The organism is Streptomyces sp. NPDC056883, assembly GCF_042788835.1.
GTDB lineage: Bacteria > Actinomycetota > Actinomycetes > Streptomycetales > Streptomycetaceae > Streptomyces > Streptomyces stoeckheimensis.
Genome location: NZ_JBHUBS010000020.1, coordinates 83,087 through 103,148, shown reverse-complemented (window position 1 = coordinate 103,148; position 20,062 = coordinate 83,087). Strand labels below are relative to the sequence as shown.

The following is a 20,062-nucleotide window of genomic DNA, read 5'->3' as shown; positions in this document are numbered from 1 at the left end:
ATGGCCCTCACGGTGGTGTCCGACAGCGGACGCACATGGCACCTCACAGCGCAGATCGGCAGCGGCTCGGAAGGGGTCGTCTTCGCCGTGGACGACGCGCGCCCCCTGGTGGCCAAACTCGTCCTCGATCCGCCCGATCCCGCCGCCTACCGGCGCCGCATCGCCCGCCTGGTCCGCCAGCGCCGTCAGCCGCGTTCCGTCCGGCTGCTCGCGGGGACGCCGACGCGGGTCGCCTGGCCCATGGCCGGGGTCCGGGCCGGCGGGCCGGGCGGCGACGGCGTGGACGGCTACGTCATGACCGACATGCGCCACGCCCATCAGCCGTTCGCGTACCTGCTGACCCCGCAGGCCCGCCAGGTGCTGCTGCCCCGTGCGACGTGGGCCACCGCACTGGCGGCGGCCCTCTCGCTCGCCCGTCTCCTCGCGGACCTGCACGCCGAGGACTACGTGGTGGGCGACCTGAAGCCGGACAACCTCTGGGTGGACCCGCAGGGCAGGGTCGGCATCGCGGACGTGGACTCCTGGCAGTTCACGGACGGGGGCGAGACGTTCCCCGGGCGGATGGGCAGCCCGGGCCACACCGCGCCCGAACGGATCGGCGCACCGGCCGGCACCGCGCCGGACCGGGCCTCCGACGAGTTCGTCCTCGCCGTCCTCGTCCACCAGTTGCTGATGTGCGGACTCCACCCCTTCGCCGGGCATCCCTCGGGGGGCGGCGACTACCTGTCGTACGACGACAACGTCCTGCACGGCCGGTGCCGGCTCCTCGACCGGACCTCGGTGTACCTGCCCCGCTCCGCGCCGCCCGTCGACCTGCTCCCGCGCCGGCTCACCGCGCTCTTCCGGGCCGCGTTCGGCGGGATCCGGCCTTCCGCCGCGGTCTGGAGCGAGGCGTTGGCGGCGGAGTCGGACCCCGCGCGGCTCAGGACCTGCCGGAGGAACGCCCTGCACGTGCACACGGCCGAGAGGCCCTGGTGCCCCTGGTGCGACCTGGCCGAACGCGGGGCCGACGGCTATCCGGGGCCGGACCCGAGGCCGCGTACGGACGCGAAGGACGGCAAGGACGGCAAGGACGGCAAGGACGGCAAGGACGGCAAGGACGCGAAGGGGAAGGAGGGCGCGGTATGGCAGAGGTGACCAGGCTCTCGGTGGCGCGGCGGCTCGACCGCTGCACCGTCCTCGGCCCGGGGGTCAGAGCCGTGATCTGGGTGCAGGGCTGCCCGCTGCGCTGCCGGGGCTGCGTGGCCGCGGAAACGCTGCCCTTCGAAGGGGGCACCGCCCACACCGTGGAGGAACTCACCGACTGGCTCTGCGGGTTGCCCGACATCGAAGGCGTCACCCTCTCCGGCGGCGAACCCTTCAGCCAGGCGGCGGAACTGGCCGCGCTGCTCGACGCCGTCCGGGCGCGGCGCCCCGAACTCGGCGCCATGGCCTACTCCGGATTCCGGTACGAGGCCCTGCGCCGGGGCGGCCCCGACCGGCAGGCACTGCTGCGCCGACTGGACCTGCTCGTCGACGGCCCCTACGTGGCGTCCGCGCAGCACGGTCTGCGCTGGCGCGGCTCCGCCAACCAGCGCATCATCGCGCTCACCGGCCGCTACCCGGACCTGGGGACCGAGCCCGATCACAGCGCGGGCGTCGAACTGTCCCTGGAAGCCGACGGATCACTGTCCTGGGCCGGAGTGCCGCCGACTCCCGGCTTCCGTGAAGGGCTCGAGGAACGACTCGCGGCACGGGGCTTCGTCCTGCGCGCCGAGGAACGGAGGGAAACATGAGCGGATCACCGAAGTACAGCAGCGTGTCGATCGCGCCGTCCTACGCGCGGATCGAGCTGGGAAGGAGCCTTGCCCGGGCGGCCGCCCGCCAGCGGGTGGAGGCGCAGCGGGCGGCAGCCCGCCGGCAACTGGAGGCGCAGCGCGCCCGGGAACGGGCCGAGCGCGCCGCCCAGCGGGCCCGGGAAGTCGCCGCCCGCCGGGAGCGGGCCAGGGAGGAGGCCGGGCGCCGGGAGGCGGAGCTCGCCCGGCGCCGGTCCGCACAACAGGAGTCCCACGCCGCCCAGGTGCGCCGGGAGCAGGCCGACGCCGACGTGCGCCGGCTGGCCGAGGTGCGCGGGCTGCTGGGCCGGGCCCGCGCCGAGGACTCCGGCGTGCGCGTGCTGCGCGAGCGCCTGGACCTGCTCCAGAGCCGCGTGGAGCGGGGCGAGGATCCCGGCCGGGACATCGAGGAACTGCGCGGCCGGGTCGTCCTGCTCGCCGACGAGGCGGAGGCCTCCGGCCGGAACGCCGACCACGGTGCCGTCCTGGCCGGGCTGGAGGAGCGGCTCGCCGGGATCGGGCCGCACGCCCGTGAAAGCGACCCCGAGGGACACCGGCGCTGCCTCGACCTGCTCGCCGAGTTGCGCGCCACGGCCGGACCAGGTGCGCAGACGCGGTTCCAGGCGATGCTCGGCACCGCGGAGCACGCACTCACCCGGCATGCCGCGACCGTCGGGGAGCGGGACGCCCAGGAACGCCGTCGGGCGGAGCGGGCCCGGGAGGCGCAACTCGAGGCGGAGGAACGCGCGTCCGAGCAGGAGGCGGCGCGGCAGGCCGCGCTGGAGGCCGAACAGGAGCGCGTGACGGCGATCTTCACCGAGGCGACGGACCGGCTCGGCGTCGTACGGCAGTCCGTGGGAGAGGCGGCGGCCGAAGCCCGGGAGCTCGCCGACCCCGAACTCGCCGAGCGCATCGAGGCGGCGCTGACCGCCGTCACGAGCCCGCTCGCGGCGGGCGCGCCGAAGGAGGCACTGACGGCGGTCGAGGCGCTGGAGGAGCTGCTCCTCGACGCGGAAGCACAGCTGGACGAGCTGCACTTGGCGTACGCACGCCGGATGGACCTCGCGCAGGCGCTGCAGGACGCCATGATCGGCGAGGGCTTCGCCTTCACCGGGGGAGCGGAGCAGGCCGGAGAGCTGCTGCTCAGCTTCGAGCGTCCGACCGGAGCGACGTACCAGACCACGATCACCACGGACGGCGGCGGCACCCCCGTCCTCGTCTACCAGGTCGACGGCGAGCCCGACGTCACCCTCCGCCCGGATCCGGAGGTCGCGGTGTGCGACCGCACCGAGGACCTCCTGGCGCGGGTGCACGAGGCCATCGTCGAAGGGGACGGCTTCGTTCCCGGGGAACTCACCTGGCAGGGCAAGCCGCCGGGCCCGCGGGGCAAGAGGCTGACGGACACGGGGCACGTGCCGGACACGGAGGAGTGGAGTTGGACCGGGTGAGCACCGTCGGCTGGGTGAAGCAGTCCGATGCGGGCGGGGCCGGCGGCGCGGGACGCCCCCCGCGTACGGAGCGTCCGGGCGGGCCCGCCGGGGACGGGCAACCGGTGGTCGCGGACGGCATGATGCCGCTGTGGGCGGTGTCCCTCGACTGGGAGCTGAGGCGCGGGCGCCAAGTGATCCTCAACGGTCAGATCAGGGACCGCTGGTGGTTCGCGGACCGGCCGGCCTCCTTCCGTGAGGTGGTCGCCGGTCTGCTCGAAGCGCGCGGCGCCGAGGTCGTCGGCTGGTGGGATCCGGTCGGCGGGCTCGTCTTTCCGCTGGAAGGCCACGCCGAGCGCTTCGACGAGCTGCGCGAAGGGCGGTCCTCCGAGCGCGCGCGGCCCCCGGGCGGGGCTGCCGCGCCGGGCGGGGCTGCCGGGACCGGAACGCCCCCGGGCGCCGCGGGAGCGCGGCCGCCACAGGGGCGGGGGGTCGCGGATGGACCGCTCGACGGCGCGCCGGACGCGACCGCCCGCGCCCGGCGCGGGGACGAGCGGGACCGCGGCCGCGAACGCCTGCTGACGCCGCGGCAGTCGGGCCGACCGCGCTCCTTCGAGGACATCGTCGCCACCGTGCACGGCCTGGTGGCCCAGCCCGACGCGGCCGTAGCCTTCGTCTTCGAGGACGTCGACCACCACCTGCCGTCCGGCCACCCCGAATCGCACCTGGGCTACCTGAGGCTGCGCGCCGCGATGACGGACGCCGTGACCCCGCGCCGCGCCGCGGGCGATGCCCCGCACGCACGCAACGCGGTCCTGTGCGCTGTGGGCGACGTCGGGAGGCTGCCCGGCTGGTTCCACCTGGAGGACCCGAGGGTCGCCGCACTCCACATCGGCCCGCCCGACCCCAGCGAACGGAGGCTGTGGCTCAGCTGGCTGCTCCACGACTTCAACGGGGCGCACGAATCCTCGCGCGCCGATCTCGAAGCCCTCGTAGGAGCCACCGACGGCATGCTGGGCTGGGACATCGAGTCCCTCACCAGGACCTCGCGTATGCGCAAGGCGCCCTTGCGGAAGCCCGACAAGCTGCTGGAACTGCACCGGCTCAACGTGAGCGTCGACCCGTGGACCCAGCTCGACCGGGAGACCGTCGCGGGTGCCGCCGGGGCCCTCGGCTCCCGGGTGGTCGGCCAGAGCGTGGCCGTGAACGCCGTGGCCTCCGCCCTGCAGTCCGCCTTCGTGGGCGTCGACTTCGGCAGTTCGGGGAACGCTCGACCCCGGGGCGCCTTCTTCTTCGTCGGACCGACCGGCGTCGGCAAGACCGAACTCGCCAAGGCCGTGGCCGAGTTGATGTTCGGCGATCAGAGTGCCTACGCCCGCTTCGACATGAGCGAGTACCAGCAGGAGCACGCCGCCGAACGCCTGGCCGGCGCACCACCCGGCTACATCGGCCACGAACAGGGGGGCGAGCTGACCCGCCGCGTGCAGGAACGGCCTTTCAGCGTGCTGCTCTTCGACGAGATCGAGAAGGCCCACCCCAAGGTGCTGGACAAGTTCCTGCAGATCCTGGAGGACGGCCGGCTCACCGACGGCCGCGGCCAGACGGCGTACTTCTCCCAGTGCCTGATCATCTTCACCTCCAACACGGGGGCGGATCAGGTCCTGAGCCTGCTGGAGGAGCGCGACCGGCTCTCGTACCCCCAGCTGGAGGCGCACTTCACCCGCGCCGTGGAGGAGAAGTTCCGGCAGATCGGCAGGCCGGAGATCTACGGCCGGCTCAAGCCGGGCGTCGTCGTCTTCGACATGCTGCGCCCCGAGCACGTCGCCAGGATCGCCGACCGGCTGCTCGGAGAGCTCGCCGAGTCGGTCCGGGAACGCCACCGCGTGGAGCTGGTACCCGACACGGACACTCTGCACCCGTGGATCACGGAGCGGATGGCGGACCCCGCGCACCAGGCCTACGGCGGGCGGCAGATCCGCAACGAACTGGAACTGGTGCGCTCGGCCGTCGTCGGCCACCTGCTGGTGAACCGTCCGGAGCCGGGCAGCCGGATCCGGGTCGGCCTCGGGGCCGACGGCCTGCCGTGGGTCACCGCCGAAGGTGCGGGGCCGTTCGAGGGCGAAGGGAGCGTACGGTCATGATCGCCATCGACCTGGGACACCGCTTCGGGCGGGTCGCGCGGGTCGGCCCCGACGGCCTGCCGGAGGTGACTACGACCCGGCTCACCGGTGCGGACGGCGTCCTCGACCCGGTCCGGGCCCTGCCCCTGCTGATCGGATCCGCCCCGCCGGGTGAGGGGGGCCACGGGGCGGAACCGGACCGCACGGCCGCTCTCGGACTCCCCGTGTCGGGCGGTCGGGAGGACGAGCTGCGGTACGCGGTGGAGCGCTCCGGGCTCGAGGTCGGACGCGTCGTACCGGAGCCCGTGGCCGTGGCCCTGCACTACGGGGCCGTCGCGCAGGGCGTGGACCACACGGTCCTGGTCTGCGACCAGGGGGCGACCACGCTGGACCTGAGCGTCCTGGCCGTCGCCCCCGACCTCACCGTGCACGTGGTCCGCTGCCTCAGCCTCCGGCTCGGCGGCGACGACTGGGACGCGGCGGTCGCCGCCGAACTCGCCGGCCGCCTGCCGGACGGCGTGGACCCGCTCGGCGCGGCGGAGGCCCTGCGACGGGCGCTCGGCGACGCGGACGCCGTCACCGAGGCCGTGGAGGACGCCGCGGGCGGCCGGCATGCGCTGACCCTGGACCGGAGCGAGTTCGAGCGGGCGGTGGCGCCCCTGCGGGAGCGCCTGCTCGCCGCCGTCGCGGACCAGCTCGGCACCGCGGAACCGGCCGTGGACACGGTGCTGCTGGCCGGCGGAATGGGCGCCGAGCCCGGCCTGCGGACCGCGATCGAGGCCCTCCCGGCCGCGCAGGGCCTGACGGTGCGCTGCGACCGCCCCGAACTCGCGGTCGTGCTCGGGCTGCTGGAGCTCCGGGACTTCGGAGTACTGCGCGTCGTCACCGGCTCCGCGGGGAGGCCGGGCCGGGCGGAGACCGGGTACGCCGACTCGGGCTACCTGCGTACGGCGACCGGTCGCCCCGGCGGGGACACCCGGTACGCGGGCGGTCCCGAGTCCGTGGACACCCTCCTGGACCCCGAACCCGCCGGCGCGCCGACGGACCCGGAGCCCCGCACCGGGCGCCCCCCGGTGGAGGACCCCGAGCCCGCCCCGCGGCAGGGCGGCGGGCCGGCCGGGCAGGAGGACGCCTTCGCGCCCCCCGAGCCCGAAGCGGCCGCGCCGCAGCCGCACGCCGAGCCCGCGCGCGCCCCGTACGCCGAGCCGCCGTACGCCGAATCCCCGACGGCCGGCACCGCGTCCACGGATGCCCCCGGCTCTCCGGAGACATCGCCACCGCCCCCGCCGAGCGCTCACCACCCCGAGCCCGAGCCCCACCCCGAGCCCCACCGACAGCCCGAGCCCGAGTACGGCTCCCCGGCCCCGCCCGGCAGCGACCCGTACGACATCACGGCCGAGGACCCGCCGCGGTCCCCCGCCGATCCGCGGCCCCAGTACGCGGTCCCGGTGGGCCAGCTCCAGTACGTCCGGCGCGGGGACCACCTCCTCGTGCTGTGGGCGTGGCCCGAGGGCGCCCTGAGCGCGCGGGTGCGCTGGCGCCGGGAGGGCAACATCTCCGGTGCCGCCGTGGGCACGGGGGACACCGTGTGCCGTCGCCGGGTGTACGAGCACGACGGCGGCTTCGACCTGGCCGTCGGCAACGGGGCCGTCACCCTCACCGTGGAGGCCCTGGTGGCGGATCTCGGCGAGGACTGCGAAGGAGCCTCCTCGTTGCTCGTCCCGGCCGCCCCGACGGTCGTCTCGTACGAGCCGAGCGTGCGCCGCCGGCTCACGGGCCGGGTGGCCTCGGTCACCTTCACCTCCGAGGACGGCTGCGACCTGCCCGGTCTGCGCATCGTCCACAGCCTCGGCCGCTTCCGCCCCACCAGTACGGCCGAGGGCACCGTCCTGCACGAGGTGCCCGCACAGCGGCTGTCCGCAGCCACCCCCTTGACCGTGGAGTTCCCGCTGCCCGCCACGCGCGGCCCGTCCTGGCTGGTCTGCTTCCCGGCGCACGCGGACGCGGGCACCGACTTCGGTATCGACATCCGCCCGACGGCGCTGCACAGACTGCGAGTCACCTGATGGCCAAACGCCTCATCTGCCCCTACTGCTACGAGAACTTCGCCCCGCGCGAGATCCGGTTCCGCTGCCACAGCCGGCTGAGCCGGACGGGAAAGCAGTGCGAGCGGCGCCGCGACCAGGTGCTCGACCAGCGGAAGGGACCGCGCCGCAGCCACGACCTCGGACCGGACTTCGCCGCCGACGGCCGCAAGCCCACGGCCGTCTGCCCGGACTGCGACGGGGAGACCACCTACCGGATCTGCCCGGTCTGCCACTCCGAACTGCCTGTGCAGTTCGGCATGATGGACAACCGTCTGATCGCCTTGGTCGGGCCGAAGGCGTCCGGCAAGACCGTCTACATGACGGTGCTGCTCCACGAGATGCGCAACCGGATCGGAGAGGCCTTCGGAGCGGCCCTGATGGGCTCGGACGACGAGACGATGCGGCGCTTCAGCTCCGACTACGAGGACCGCCTCTACCGAGACAACCAGATGTTCCCCGGCACCCAGACGGCCTCCACCAACCTCAACCGCGTGGACCCGCTGGTCTTCCGCTTCGGCCTGCGCCGGCGCACGCTGCTCGGCGAACGCCCGCAGCACACGGTCCTGTCCTTCTTCGACACGGCCGGCGAGGACTTCAACTCCCGGGAGAACGTGGAACTCAACACCCGCTATCTGGCCGGCGCCGACGGCATCGTGCTGCTGCTCGACCCGCTGCAGATGCCCGGCGCCCGCGACAACGCCCTGCCCGGCACCCCGCTGCCGGGCAGCGAGGGGCTCGACCCTCCCATCAACGTCCTCTCCCGGGTGACCAACCTGCTGCTCGCCCGCGGCTCCGGCCGGGCCGCCCAGAAGATAGATATCCCGATCGCCGTCGTCTTCTCGAAGATGGACGCCTTCTGGCACCTGCTCGATGCCGGCAGTCCGCTGCGCGACCACGTGCCCGCGCGGGACCGTTTCGACGTCGGTGACAGCCTGAACGTCCACGAGGAGGTGCGCCGGCTCCTCAAGGACTGGGACGGCGTGCCGATCGACCACCTGCTGGACAACCATTACTCCCGCTACCGGTACTTCGGGGTCTCCGCACTCGGCCGCCACCCCACCACCGATGCCCGGGTCGCCCCCACCGGCATCCAGCCGTACCGGGTCGCCGACCCCCTGCTGTGGCTCCTGAGCGAGTTCGGTTCGGTGCCGAAGGCGGGCCGGGGATGAAGCACTTCCAGCAGCTCTACTACACCTCCTGCGAGCACGGGCTCAGCGGGTTCTCCGGCTTCCAGTTCAACGCCGTCAGTCCGGGCGTCACCGCGGGCACCCGGCAGGCCGTGGAGGCCCTGGCCGGGTACGAGCCGCCCCGCTCCCTGGTGGAGTCGGACACGCCGGAACTGCTGGAGCGCTGCCCGGTCAACCTCTGCTACCGGCCCTACGACCGGGACGGGCGCCGCGCCACCGCGCTGTGCGTGCGGTACGTGGGCCGCGACTCCGCCCGCCGCTTCGGCAACTACTTCGCCCACGCCCTGCACAGCGAGGACTTCCGGGAGGCCTCGGGCGGGATGCTCGGGATCGAGCTGTGGAACTCGCCCGTGTGGACCCGTACGGTGGCCCCGGCCACGGAGATCCCGGCGCTCGCGGCGCCCGCGCCCGGACCGCTCGGTGTCCGGGAAGTGGCCGAGTTCCTGCGCGGGCATCCCCACGCGGCCCGGCTGCCGGAGCTGCTGGCCGCCGTGTTCGCCGCGCTCACCGAACACGGCTCGGTGGTGGTGGTCGACCGCGACACCGAACGGATCGCGCGCTGGTTCGCCGCCGTCTCCTACCTGCTGCCGCCCCCGCTCGCCCGCGGACTCTCCTTCGCCACCTACGTCTTCCGCCCGGCCCGGAGCCGCCTGCACCTGATCGGCACCGTGCCGGAGGCGCAGCTCGCCTTCGGCACGGACGACGAAGCGGCGTACACCGTCTTCGACTTCTCGCGGGGCGTCTTTCCGGAGGTGCCCGTCAGCGACCTGGTCCGCCTCCTCACCAGGATCGGCGTCGATTCCGTCCGGCTCGTCTGGTCCTGGACGGCCGACTACACACGGGGCGGGGAGGAGACGCCGGACGACTGGCACGCCCCCGTCGCCGCGGCGGCGTGCGCGGGCGGCATCACGCTCACCAAGGCCGACGCCCACGCGGTGATCGACTGGCTGGCCGGGGCCGACCACCTGGGCGCACTCGGGGCGACCGTCGCGGACGACATCCACCGCAAGCACCGGGACCTCGACGACGGCCGGCTGGCCATGCTGAGCGCGGCCGCGAAGGCCGGAGGCGACATCGGCGTGCACCGGGAGATCGAGGGGAAACTGCACGCGTCGCGGATGCGGGCCTACATCCGCGCCGCCGGGAACGCCGCCCCGCCGGTGCCGATCGACGACCCGACGACGCGCGAGCGGGCCACGGCCCTGTGGGAGCGGCTCGCGGCGGAGGCGCGGACCCCCCGCGAGCGGACCCGCCTGCTGCTCTGGGCCGTCGGCGCCCGGCTCTCCCTGACCCGGGAGGCCGTGGAGCGGGAGACCCTGGGCCTGGCTCACGCGCTGCTCGCCTCGAGTACCGACGACCTGCTCGACGAGGTGTCCGAACTCCTGCGCGTCCTGCCGGCGATGCGCGAATCCCTGGCCGCGGCGGTGGAGGAGGTGCTGAAGGGACGCTCCGGCCAAGAGCAGCTGCTGTCGCACTTCCCGGCCGACCTCCTGCGCGAAGCCGACCTGGCGGACCGCCCCCTGGTCCTGGAGCACCACCTGCGGGCCAGGGCCGAACGGATGCCCTCGGACACGGTTCCGATCATGTTCAAGATCCTGAAGATCCGGGGGCGCACCTCGCCCGACGAGGAGCTCGTCAGCGCCCTCTGGCGACCTTCGCGGACCTGGTCCCACGAGGAAGCGGCCTGGATCGCCAGGCTGCTGCCCGCCGCGGAACCGGTGGACGAGGCGGTCGGCGCATGGTTCCGCCGCGCGCTGGGCCAGGACATCCAGGAAGAAGAGTCCCTGGCGGCCTGTCTGCGCCTGTGCGGGCTGCTCGCCGATCCGGGCCGCTTCGCATGGCTGCCCGCGGACGTGGGGGAGCGCGTACGGATCGCCCTCGATCTGAACAGGGCCCTCCGTGAGGCCGTCGAGGCCACGGACCTCCTCGAGGCCTTCGACGTCCCGCCGAAGCTCCGATGGTCCGCGACGCTCGCGCTCACGAGCCTGTGCCTGGTGCCCGCCATGCTGTGGCTGCCCGCCGACATCCCGCGACTGCGCGGCCGGCTGTCGGAGCTGAGCGACCGCGACCTGGACCGCTACCTGACGGACGTGTACCGCAGGGTCACGGGCGGCGAGGGGATCGGCGACGTACTGCTCAGCCATGTCGCCACGGTGGCCACCCTGACGGGGCGGTCCCCGTGCACCCAGGCCCAGCTGGAGCTCGTGATGGCGATCCGCGCCCATCCCGCCACGCACTGGCGCCTGCCGGACCTGGCACGACTGGAGGCGGCCGTACGGCCCCACCAGCCCGGACTGGCCGACCGCTACGCCGAGTACGCCGAGGCCCGGCGCAGCAGCCCGCAGCGCCGGTCGCGCTGGCCCTTCGGCCGCCGCTCCACGCCCGCCGCCGCGGATCCACCCGGCGCGAGGGCGTCCGCACCTTCGGCGCCCGATGAGGCGAGTCCCGACACGTCCCGGAAGAAGAGTCCCGACACGTCCCGCAAGAATAAGGGAGAGTGATGCGCCGTGGATGAAATCATCACCTTCGTCCTCGTCCCCGCCCTCTACCTCCTCGCGCTCGGCGCGTTCCTGCCCTTCGTCCCGGTCATCGCCGCCCTGCGCGGCCTCGCCCTGGTGATGCAGGTGCTCGCCGGGTACGGACGCACGGTGGTCGGCGTCGTGCACCGGCGCACCCCCGAGTTCCAGACGATCGCGCCCTACCGTCCCCAGGACGAGCAGGTGAAGGCGTACCGCAACTACTTCTTCGGACCGGCCTCCCGCGACCTGCGCCAGATCCTCGTGCTGGAGCGCCGGTCGTACGTCACCACGGTCGGCGACTCCTTCCGGGCCGTGACCACGCGGCAGTTCACCGCTCCGGCGCACAACCGGGCCTTCACCGTCCCGTACGGTCTCGCGCTGTACCTGGGACTCTGCACGGGCCTGGTGGTCGCCCTGCCGCCGCTCGCCGTGCTGCTGGCCCTGCACGCGGTGGTGCTGGCCCTGCTGGCGGGCGGCGCCCGGCTCCTCGCCGGTGCGCTGCGGGCCGTCGACCGGGCGGTGCTGTGGGTGAAGCACCTCCGCACGGGCATGCTGTGCCCGCACTGCTTCGAACGCGTCCCCTATCCCGCGTACGACTGCCCGCGCCCCACCTGCCGGCGCCGGCACGCGGACATCCGCCCCGGCACGTACGGCATCTTCCGGCGGCGCTGCCAATGCGGACAGCGCATGCCGACCCTGCTGATGCTGATGAGCCGGGACGCGCGGCTCCAGGCGTACTGCGTCCACCCCCACTGCGGGAAGCCGATGAACACGGACGCCGGCCACATGCCCGAGGTGGTGATACCGCTGATCGGCGGACGGGCGGCGGGCAAGACGCAGCTGATGGCGGCCATGCTGCTGTCCCTGGAGCGCGCGGCGGCGAACGGCGGGCCGGCGCTCACCCTCGCCGACGAGGAGTCGGAGGCCAACTACCAGGTGCTGCGCGAGGTGCTGCGGATGCGCGGGAACACGCGCGCCACCCAGAAGGCCCTGCCCCGGGCGCACTCCTTCGTCCTCGGCGGCGGCCGCTCCCGGCGGCTGGTGCACCTCTTCGACACGGCCGGCGAGCGGTTCGTCGACCGCGAGGAAACCGACGCGCTGCGCTACGCGCGGGCCGCGCGCACCTTCGTCTTCGTCCTCGACCCGATGGCGGTGAAGGAGTTCTGGGCCGCGACGGACCCGGCGCCGGGTCCGCTGCTGGACCGCACCCTCGGCTCCACGGTCGATCCCGAGGAGGTCTTCGCCCGGTCGGTCCAGGCGGTGGCCGCGATGGGCGCCCCGCTGAAGCGCGCCCGCCTGGCGGTCGCGATCAGCAAGACGGACCTGCTCGCCGAGCACGGCCTGGTACCAGCCGGCCTCGACGGCAGCGAGGCGCGGACCTGGCTCTGCGAGGTGCTCCGCCTGCGGAGCCTCGTCAGCGCCATGGAGCTGCACTTCCAGGAGGTCCGGTTCTTCCGCACGGCCGCCGTGGCGGACGAGGACGCGCGCGTGGACGACAGCATCGAAGGGTTCACCGAATGGTGCCTGCAGGGGTGACCGGATATGCCTTGGATGCGTAGCCGGACGGCCGGATAGCCTGGGGAAATGCTCACAGAAGTGATCGCGACCCGTTACGTCACGCCTCTGCGGGAGGGCGGCTCGCTCCCCGGAATCGTGGAAGCCGACGATCTCGGCACGTACGTCATGAAGTTCACCGGAGCCGGCCAGGGTCGCAAGACCCTGGTCGCCGAGGTCATCTGCGGCCGCCTGGCCCAGCGGCTGGGGCTGCGCGTCCCCCGGCTGGTGCAGATGCAGCTCGACCCGGTGATCGGGCTCGGCGAGCCCGACCAGGAGGTCCAGGAGCTGCTCAAGGCCAGCGGCGGGCTGAACCTCGGGATGGACTACCTCCCGGGCTCCATCGGCTTCGACCCGCTCGCCTACCAGGTGGACCCCGTCGAGGCGGGGCGCGTGGTCTGGTTCGACGCACTGATCAACAACGTCGACCGGTCCTGGCGCAACCCGAACATGCTGGTCTGGCACGGGGACCTCTGGCTCATCGACCACGGCGCCACCATGATCTGGCACCACAACTGGCCCACCGCCGAGAGCGCCGCCGCCAAGCCCTACAACGCCTCCGACCACGTACTGGCCCCGGTCGGCCCGGACATCGCCGCGGCGGCGGCCGCGCTCGCGCCGCTGGTCACCGAGGAGCTGCTCACCGAGGTGGCCGCCGACGTGCCCGACGAGTGGCTGGTCGACGAGCCGGGCTTCGACTCCACCGACGCGCTGCGCCGCGCTTATGTGGAGGCCCTGCTGCCGCGCGCGGCCACGATCCACGAGAGGATCACGATGGAGGCCGAGGCGAAGGTCCGGTCGGGTCCGCCCGGCTGGCTCGCCGACCGCCTCGACCCCCGTCCCCGGAAGATGAAGAGCGACAGCGAGTGATCAAGCGGGACGTGTTCGAGTACGCGGTGGTGCGTGTGGTGCCCCGGATGGAGCGCGGCGAGTGTTTCAACGCCGGCGTGATCGTCTACTGCCGGGCGCGGTCCTACGTCCGCGCGCGCACCCACCTCGACGAGGCCAAGCTCCTCGCCCTGGACCCGAAGGCCGACGTGGCCGGGGTGCGGGCCGCCCTGCGCGGGGTCGAGGGCGTGTGCGAGGGCGGCGAGTCCGCCGGCCAGGCGGCGGGTGACGACGCGGGGCGGCGGTTCCGGTGGCTGATCGCGCCGCGCAGCACGGTGGTGCAGCCGGGCCCGGTCCACACGGGACTGACGGCGGACCCCGCCGCCGAGGTGGAGCGACTGCTGGACCTGCTGGTCCGGTAGTCGGCTGGATCTGCTCCCCGTTGACACGGAGTGCCAGGGCTCCTAGCGTCTCCTCAGCTGAAGCTACTAAGCGGTTGCTCACCCATGAGGGGCCGCTTTTCCGAGGGCGAGGAGATCCAGCATGTCCACCACCGAGCAGCGCGTCGCGATCGTGACCGGGGCGGCCCGGGGCATCGGCGCCGCCACTGCCGTACGCCTGGCCGCCGAAGGCCGGGCGGTCGCCGTCCTCGACCTGGACGAGGCGGCCTGCAAGGACACCGTGGAGACGATCACGGCGGCCGGCGGCACGGCCGTCGCGATCGGCTGCGACGTCTCCGACAGCGCGCAGGTGGAGGCGGCCGTCGAACGGGTGGTGACCCTGCTCGGCGCCCCGACCATCCTCGTCAACAACGCGGGTGTGCTGCGGGACAACCTGCTCTTCAAGATGAGCGACACCGACTGGGACACCGTCATGAACGTGCACCTGCGCGGTGCGTTCCTGATGTCGAAGGCCTGTCAGAAGCACATGGTGGCGGCCAAGTTCGGCCGGATCGTGAGCCTGTCCAGCAGCTCGGCGCTCGGCAACCGCGGCCAGGCCAACTACTCGGCGGCCAAGGCCGGCCTGCAGGGCTTCACCAAGACCCTGGCCATCGAGCTCGGCAAGTTCGGCATCACCGCGAACGCCGTCGCCCCCGGGTTCATCGTCACCGAGATGACCGCCCACACGGCCGCCCGGGTCGGCATGGACTTCGAGGACTTCCAGGCCGCGGCCGCCACCCAGATCCCGGTGCAGCGCGTCGGGCGCCCGGACGACGTTGCCAACGCGATCGCCTTCTTCACCGGCGAGTCCGCCGGCTTCGTTTCCGGCCAGGTCATGTACGTGGCCGGCGGCCCGCTCAGCTGACGAGAGGCAGGCGCACGCTATGACGTACGACGGAACGGACAGCGGCAAGGTCGCACTGATCACCGGTGCGAGCCGGGGCATCGGCTACGGCATCGCCGAGGCGCTGGTGGCGCGCGGGGACCGGCTCTGCATCACCGGCCGGAACGAGGAGGCCCTCAAGGAGGCCGTCGAGCGGCTCGGCGCGGACCGGGTGATCGGGGTCGCGGGCAAGGCGCACGACGAGGCCCACCAGGCCGTCGCCGTGGAACGCACGATGGAGGCCTTCGGCCGCGTCGACTTCCTGATCAACAACGCGGGGACCAATCCGGTCTTCGGGCCGATCGCCGACCTGGACCTCGGGGTCGCCCGCAAGGTCTTCGAGACCAACGTGATCTCGGCGCTCGGCTTCGCCCAGCGGACCTGGCACGCCTGGCAGAAGGAGAACGGCGGGGCGATCGTCAACATCGCCTCGATCGCCGGCGTCTCCGCCTCGCCCTTCATCGGGGCGTACGGGATGAGCAAGGCGGCCATGGTCAACCTGACGCTGCAGCTCGCCCACGAGATGGCGCCGGGGGTCCGGGTCAACGCGATCGCGCCCGCGGTGGTCAAGACCCGGTTCGCGCAGGCGCTCTACGAGGGCCGGGAGCAGGAGGCCGCCGCGGCGTACCCGCTGGGCCGCCTGGGGCTTCCGGAGGACATCGGAGGGGCCGCCGCGTTCCTCACATCTGCACAAGCGGAATGGGTCACGGGACAAACTCTCGTCGTCGACGGGGGAATGTTCCTTAATGCCGGGGTGCATTGACCGATAATCGGACGCATTTGCCTCCGAAGGGGAGGCAAATGCGTACCGAATGGGCACTAAATCGGTCAAGTGCCGCACGAAACCTACCCATTGGTTTCGTGATGCTCTGCGGTAGGGTCTGCCGCACCCCTGGCTGATCGAGGAGCGTGCACGTGTTCAACCGGACCAGATGCCTGCAGATCACTGCGGCCCTTGCGTCCATATCCCTGCTCTCAGGATGCGGCCTGTTTTCGGACGACGGCGGCAATGGAGAACAGCGGATTGTCGTCGGAACGACGAGCGCACCCACGACCCTCGATCCCGCCGCGGCCTGGGACGGCTCCTGGGAGCTCTACCGGAACGTCTACCAGACCCTGCTGGCGTTCCCCACGGGTGCCACCAAGCCCCAGCCGGACGCCGCCTCGAACTGCGAGTTCACCGACTCCGGGAACGAGTCGTACCGCTGCACCGTGCGCAAGGGCCTGAAGTTCTCCGACGGCGAGCCGCTCGACGCCAAGGCCGTCAAGCACTCCCTGGACCGGATCAAGACCATCAACGCCCCGTCCGGCCCCAAGGCCCTCTTCGGCAGCCTCGACAAGATCGAGACCCCGGACGCGCAGACGGTGGTCTTCCACCTGAACACCCCGGACGCCACCTTCCCCTTCGTGCTCGGCTCCCCGGCCGCCTCGCTCGTCTCGCCGAAGCAGTACCCGGCCGACAAGCTGCGCGAGGGCGACAAGGTGACCGGCTCCGGCCCGTACACCCTGGAGTCGTACAAGGAGGCCGGCGAGGCGGTCCTGAACCGCAACGAGAGCTACAACGGCTTCGCCAACCGCCGCAACGGCGGGGTCACCATCCGTTACTTCGCGGACTCCAAGAAGATGATCGCGGCCCTCAAGGGCAAGGAGATCGACGCGACCTACCGCGGCCTCTCCGCCGACGAGGTCAAGGACCTCCAGGCCCCCGCCTCGCACGACGCGGGCGTCCAGGTCGTCGAGAACGTCGGCGCGGAGATCCGGTACCTGATCTTCAACCCCACGGACCCGCAGGTCGCGAAGGTCGAGGTGCGGCAGGCGATCGCGCAGATCGTCGACCGCGGTGCGCTCGTCTCGAAGGTCTACCAGGGCACCGCCGAGCCGCTCTACTCGATGGTCCCCAAGGGGGTCGTCGGCCACAAGACGCCGTTCTACGACTCCTACGGCCAGCCGGACGTGGCCAAGGCCAAGAAGGCCCTCAAGGACGCCGGGATCCCCACGCCGGTGAACCTGACCTTCTGGTACACCACCGACCGCTACGGCGCCTCCACCGCGGACGAGTTCACCGAGCTCAAGCGCCAGCTCGACGAGAGCGGGCTCTTCAAGATCACCCTGCGCGGCCAGCCGTGGAAGGAATTCCAGGTCGGCTACAAGAAGGGCGAGTACCCGGTCTTCGGCCGCGGCTGGTTCCCCGACTTCCCGGACCCGGACAACTTCATCGCGCCGTTCGTCGGCAAGGAGAACGCGGTCGGCACCCCGTACGAGTCCGCCGAGATCCTGAACGTGATCCTGCCCAAGTCCCGCCGCGAGAGCGACCGGTCGGCCGGCATCCACGAGTTCGAGAAGGCCCAGCAGATCTTCGCCAACGACGTCCGGCTGCTGCCCCTGTGGCAGGGCAAGCTGTACGTCGCCGCCCGCGACGACATCGCCGGCGCCGAGCGGGCGCTCGACCCGCAGACCGTCATGCAGCTGTGGGAGCTGTACCGCAAGACCAGCTGGTAGCAGGCCCGTACGCCGCCCCGCCCGGCCGCACCGCCCACCCGGGCGGGGCGGCCGGGCGTCGCGTTGTCAGTGGCCACCGGTAAGTTCTGGACCAGTCGCGCGAAGCAGGTGCGCGACCGGACGTGACGTATCGAAGAACGTGTACCGGAGGTTGTCGACGTGACCCAGATGCTGCCCGAGTCCTGGCTCCCCGTCCTCGGCGGGGAACTGGACCAGCCCTACTTCAAAGAGCTCACCGAGTTCGTCGAGAAGGAGCGGGCGAACGGGCCGGTCTACCCGCCCCGCGAGCAGGTCTTCGCGGCCCTGGAGGCCACACCCTTCGATCAGGTGAAGGTGCTGGTCCTCGGCCAGGACCCGTACCACGGCGCGGGCCAGGGCCACGGACTGTGCTTCTCCGTGCAGCCCGGCGTGAAGACCCCGCCCTCGCTGCGCAACATCTACAAGGAGATGCAGGCCGAGCTGGACACCCCCATCCCGGACAACGGCTACCTGATGCCGTGGGCCGAACAGGGCGTCCTGCTGCTCAACGCGGTCCTCACCGTCCGCGAGGCCGAGCCCAACTCGCACAAGGGCAAGGGCTGGGAGAAGTTCACCGACGCGGTGATCCGCGCGGTGGCCGAGCGCCCCGACCCGGCCGTCTTCGTCCTCTGGGGGGCGTACGCGCAGAAGAAGCTCCCGCTGATCGACGAGGAGCGGCACGCGGTCGTCAAGGGCGCCCACCCCTCGCCGCTGTCGGCCAAGAAGTTCTTCGGCTCCCGGCCCTTCACCCAGATCAACGAGGCCGTCGCCGCCCAGGGCCATGCGCCGATCGACTGGCGGATCCCGGACCTGGGCCGATGACCGACCGCGCCTAGGCGGCATTGCAGGTGCCTCCGGCTAGCGTCTTGATGATCAGACCGGAGCAGGTCTGACGGGAACGAGCCGGAGGCCGCGTTGACGGAGCAGCAGGAGGCGTCGGAGGACGCCGTCATGACCAGGATCGGCCAAGCCGCCATCCTGCTGCACGCCGGCGACCGCGAGGAGGCCCGCAACCGGCTCGGCGAGATCTGGTCCGAGATCGGCACGGAGGGCGACTCCCTGCACCGCTGCACGCTCGCGCACTACCTCGCCGACGCGCAGGACGACCCCGCCGAGGAGCTGGCCTGGGACCTGCGGGCCCTGGCCGCCGCACACGCCGACTCCGACGGTCCCGGTCCGCCCTCGGCCGTGCGGGTCTTCTACCCGTCGCTGCACCTGAGCCTGGCCGCCGACTACGTGAAGCTACGGCGCCCCGAGGCGGCCAGGATCCACCTGGCGCGGGCCCGCGCCGCCGCCGGGGCCCTGGCCGACGACGGGTACGGGAACGGCGTGCGCGCCGCCATCGCCCGGCTGGAGCGCCGGCTCGCGGAGGAACCGGGGGAGGAGCCCCGGCCGTTCCCGGAGCAGAACCAGTAGCGGAGCCGGGGGAGCGGGGGCCGGGACCCGGGGCCGGGCCGTCAGCCGCCCTGGACGCCCGCGCAGATACGGGCCTCCGGGCTGTCCGGATGCCAGCGCCCGTGCCGGCGGCCCAGCGCGCACACGTCGGCCGGCCGCACCGGCAGCTCCCGCACCAGCTCCCGCGGCACCTCGGCGCCCTCGGACCGGGGCCGCCCGGGGTGCTGCCCGCCGGGACGCCCGTCGGCGTGGTCCCGCTGCCCGCCGTGCCGCCGGGGCTCCGGGATGTCCGGGACCGGCGCAGCGGCCGCCGGGGCTCCGCGGCCTCCGGGCCGCCCGTTCCCGGCCGCCTCCGCGGCGGGCTCACCGGCCCGCGGGACGGCGGCCCGGCCGGACGTGGAGGGCGCCGGCCCGGCAGGCCGCCCCGGCAGCGCCTCCACGGCCTCCAGCGCCTCCAGGGCGGGTGCCCGGACGACCACCGGCGCGGCCCCCGGCCCGCCGCGGGGCTCGTGCCGGGGCGGTGCGCCCGGGGTGCCGGTGCCGGGCGCCGGCTGCACGGGGGGCGGGGTCACGTTCACGCAGCCGGAGACGGCCGAGACCGCACAGGCGACGCCGAGCAGCAGTTTTGTCGTGGTTCGGGTTGGATGCACTCACACAACTCTGCTGTGCGAAGACCCCGTTGCGAAAACCCGGAGCCGATATTCACCCCGCACGGGTGACGGCTACTCGCCCGTGGCGCCGTCGAGGTGCTCGCGCAGCAGGTCGGCGTGGCCGTTGTGGCGCGCGTACTCCTCGATCATGTGGGTGTAGACCCAGCGCAGGCTGAACACCTCGCCCCGGCGGTGGCTCTCGGGCTTGGACGCGAGGTCCAGGGAGCGGCCGGCCACGGCCTGCCGGGCCAGCTCGATCTCGGTCTGCCAGACCTGCTCGGAAGCGGCCCAGGTGTCCTCGTCGGCGAAGTGGAAGTCCCCGTCCGGGTCGTCGGCGGTGCAGAACAGCTCGGGCAGCTCCTCGTCCAGCATGATCTCCCGGAACCAGTACCGCTCCACCTCGGCCATGTGGCGCACCAGCCCCAGCAGGCTCAGTTCGGACGGCAGCAACGGGGTGGCGCGCAGCTGCGCGTCGGACAGTCCCTCGCACTTCCAGGCCAAGGTGGCGCGGTGGTAGTCGAGCCAGCCGTCGAGCATCTCGCGCTCGTCGGCCGTGGTGGAGGGTTCGGAGCGGTGGGATCCGTCGCTGGTCGTCATGGGGCCCATCCTGGTCGAACCCGTGCGTGGCCACCACCGATTAG

General features: G+C 72.9%; 17 protein-coding genes. 15 read left to right on the top strand and 2 right to left on the bottom strand.

From position 1 onward, the window contains the following. From ACFRU2_RS34665 to ACFRU2_RS34595, 15 genes are all read left to right on the top strand, one after another. On the top strand, positions 1-1,137 hold the full coding sequence (locus ACFRU2_RS34665; RefSeq protein WP_382979949.1) for a hypothetical protein: 1,137 nt from the start codon (positions 1-3) through the stop codon (positions 1,135-1,137). Then, a complete protein-coding gene (locus ACFRU2_RS34660) occupies positions 1,125-1,775 on the top strand; it encodes a 4Fe-4S single cluster domain-containing protein (protein ID WP_382979907.1) in 651 nt (216 codons plus the stop codon). Before ACFRU2_RS34665 ends, ACFRU2_RS34660 begins: the two co-directional genes overlap by 13 nt. Then, on the top strand, positions 1,772-3,262 hold the full coding sequence (locus tag ACFRU2_RS34655; protein WP_382979906.1) for a hypothetical protein: 1,491 nt from the start codon (positions 1,772-1,774) through the stop codon (positions 3,260-3,262). Before ACFRU2_RS34660 ends, ACFRU2_RS34655 begins: the two co-directional genes overlap by 4 nt. Continuing rightward, positions 3,259-5,382, top strand: a complete 2,124-nt coding sequence (locus ACFRU2_RS34650) for an AAA family ATPase (protein WP_382979948.1) — start codon at positions 3,259-3,261, stop codon at positions 5,380-5,382. Before ACFRU2_RS34655 ends, ACFRU2_RS34650 begins: the two co-directional genes overlap by 4 nt. After that, complete coding sequence (locus tag ACFRU2_RS34645) at positions 5,379-7,427, top strand: Hsp70 family protein (protein WP_382979905.1); 2,049 nt, start codon at positions 5,379-5,381, stop codon at positions 7,425-7,427. The genes ACFRU2_RS34650 and ACFRU2_RS34645 overlap by 4 nt, the downstream gene beginning before the upstream one ends. Next, positions 7,427-8,617 (top strand): hypothetical protein, encoded by a 1,191-nt coding sequence (locus ACFRU2_RS34640; protein ID WP_382979904.1) that lies wholly within the window; start codon positions 7,427-7,429, stop codon positions 8,615-8,617. The genes ACFRU2_RS34645 and ACFRU2_RS34640 overlap by 1 nt, the downstream gene beginning before the upstream one ends. Further along, entirely contained in the window at positions 8,614-11,136 is a 2,523-nt protein-coding gene (locus ACFRU2_RS34635; protein WP_382979903.1) for a GTPase-associated protein 1-related protein, read from the top strand. Before ACFRU2_RS34640 ends, ACFRU2_RS34635 begins: the two co-directional genes overlap by 4 nt. 6 nt (positions 11,137-11,142) lie before the next feature. Further along, the gene (locus tag ACFRU2_RS34630) at positions 11,143-12,690 is read left to right on the top strand and encodes a hypothetical protein (protein WP_382979902.1); all 1,548 of its coding nucleotides are present in this window, start codon (positions 11,143-11,145) and stop codon (positions 12,688-12,690) included. A gap of 48 nt (positions 12,691-12,738) precedes the next feature. Next, entirely contained in the window at positions 12,739-13,578 is an 840-nt protein-coding gene (locus ACFRU2_RS34625; protein ID WP_250745251.1) for a HipA family kinase, read from the top strand. Next, positions 13,575-13,958 carry a DUF3037 domain-containing protein gene (locus ACFRU2_RS34620; RefSeq protein WP_274547748.1) on the top strand — a complete coding sequence of 128 codons (384 nt, stop codon included), beginning with the start codon at positions 13,575-13,577 and terminating at the stop codon, positions 13,956-13,958. Before ACFRU2_RS34625 ends, ACFRU2_RS34620 begins: the two co-directional genes overlap by 4 nt. A 121-nt stretch (positions 13,959-14,079) precedes the next feature. Then, positions 14,080-14,841, top strand: a complete 762-nt coding sequence (fabG, locus tag ACFRU2_RS34615; RefSeq protein ID WP_250745253.1) for a 3-oxoacyl-ACP reductase FabG — start codon at positions 14,080-14,082, stop codon at positions 14,839-14,841. A gap of 19 nt (positions 14,842-14,860) precedes the next feature. Continuing rightward, a complete protein-coding gene (locus tag ACFRU2_RS34610) occupies positions 14,861-15,622 on the top strand; it encodes an SDR family oxidoreductase (RefSeq protein ID WP_382979900.1) in 762 nt (253 codons plus the stop codon). Between the two features lie 152 nt (positions 15,623-15,774). Further along, positions 15,775-17,358: an ABC transporter substrate-binding protein gene (locus tag ACFRU2_RS34605; protein ID WP_382979898.1), complete on the top strand. Its 1,584-nt coding sequence runs from the start codon at positions 15,775-15,777 to the stop codon at positions 17,356-17,358. A gap of 168 nt (positions 17,359-17,526) precedes the next feature. Then, positions 17,527-18,198, top strand: coding sequence for a uracil-DNA glycosylase (locus ACFRU2_RS34600; RefSeq protein WP_382979947.1), 672 nt, complete (start codon positions 17,527-17,529; stop codon positions 18,196-18,198). Between the two features lie 93 nt (positions 18,199-18,291). Next, a complete protein-coding gene (locus tag ACFRU2_RS34595) occupies positions 18,292-18,792 on the top strand; it encodes a hypothetical protein (RefSeq protein WP_382979897.1) in 501 nt (166 codons plus the stop codon). Between the two features lie 41 nt (positions 18,793-18,833). On the opposite strand, the gene ACFRU2_RS34590 is transcribed toward ACFRU2_RS34595, so the two are convergent. Next, complete coding sequence (locus ACFRU2_RS34590) at positions 18,834-19,421, bottom strand: hypothetical protein (RefSeq protein WP_382979895.1); 588 nt, start codon at positions 19,419-19,421, stop codon at positions 18,834-18,836. Between the two features lie 72 nt (positions 19,422-19,493). Further along, positions 19,494-20,018 carry a DinB family protein gene (locus ACFRU2_RS34585; protein WP_382979893.1) on the bottom strand — a complete coding sequence of 175 codons (525 nt, stop codon included), beginning with the start codon at positions 20,016-20,018 and terminating at the stop codon, positions 19,494-19,496. Between the last annotated feature and the right edge of the window lie 44 nt (positions 20,019-20,062).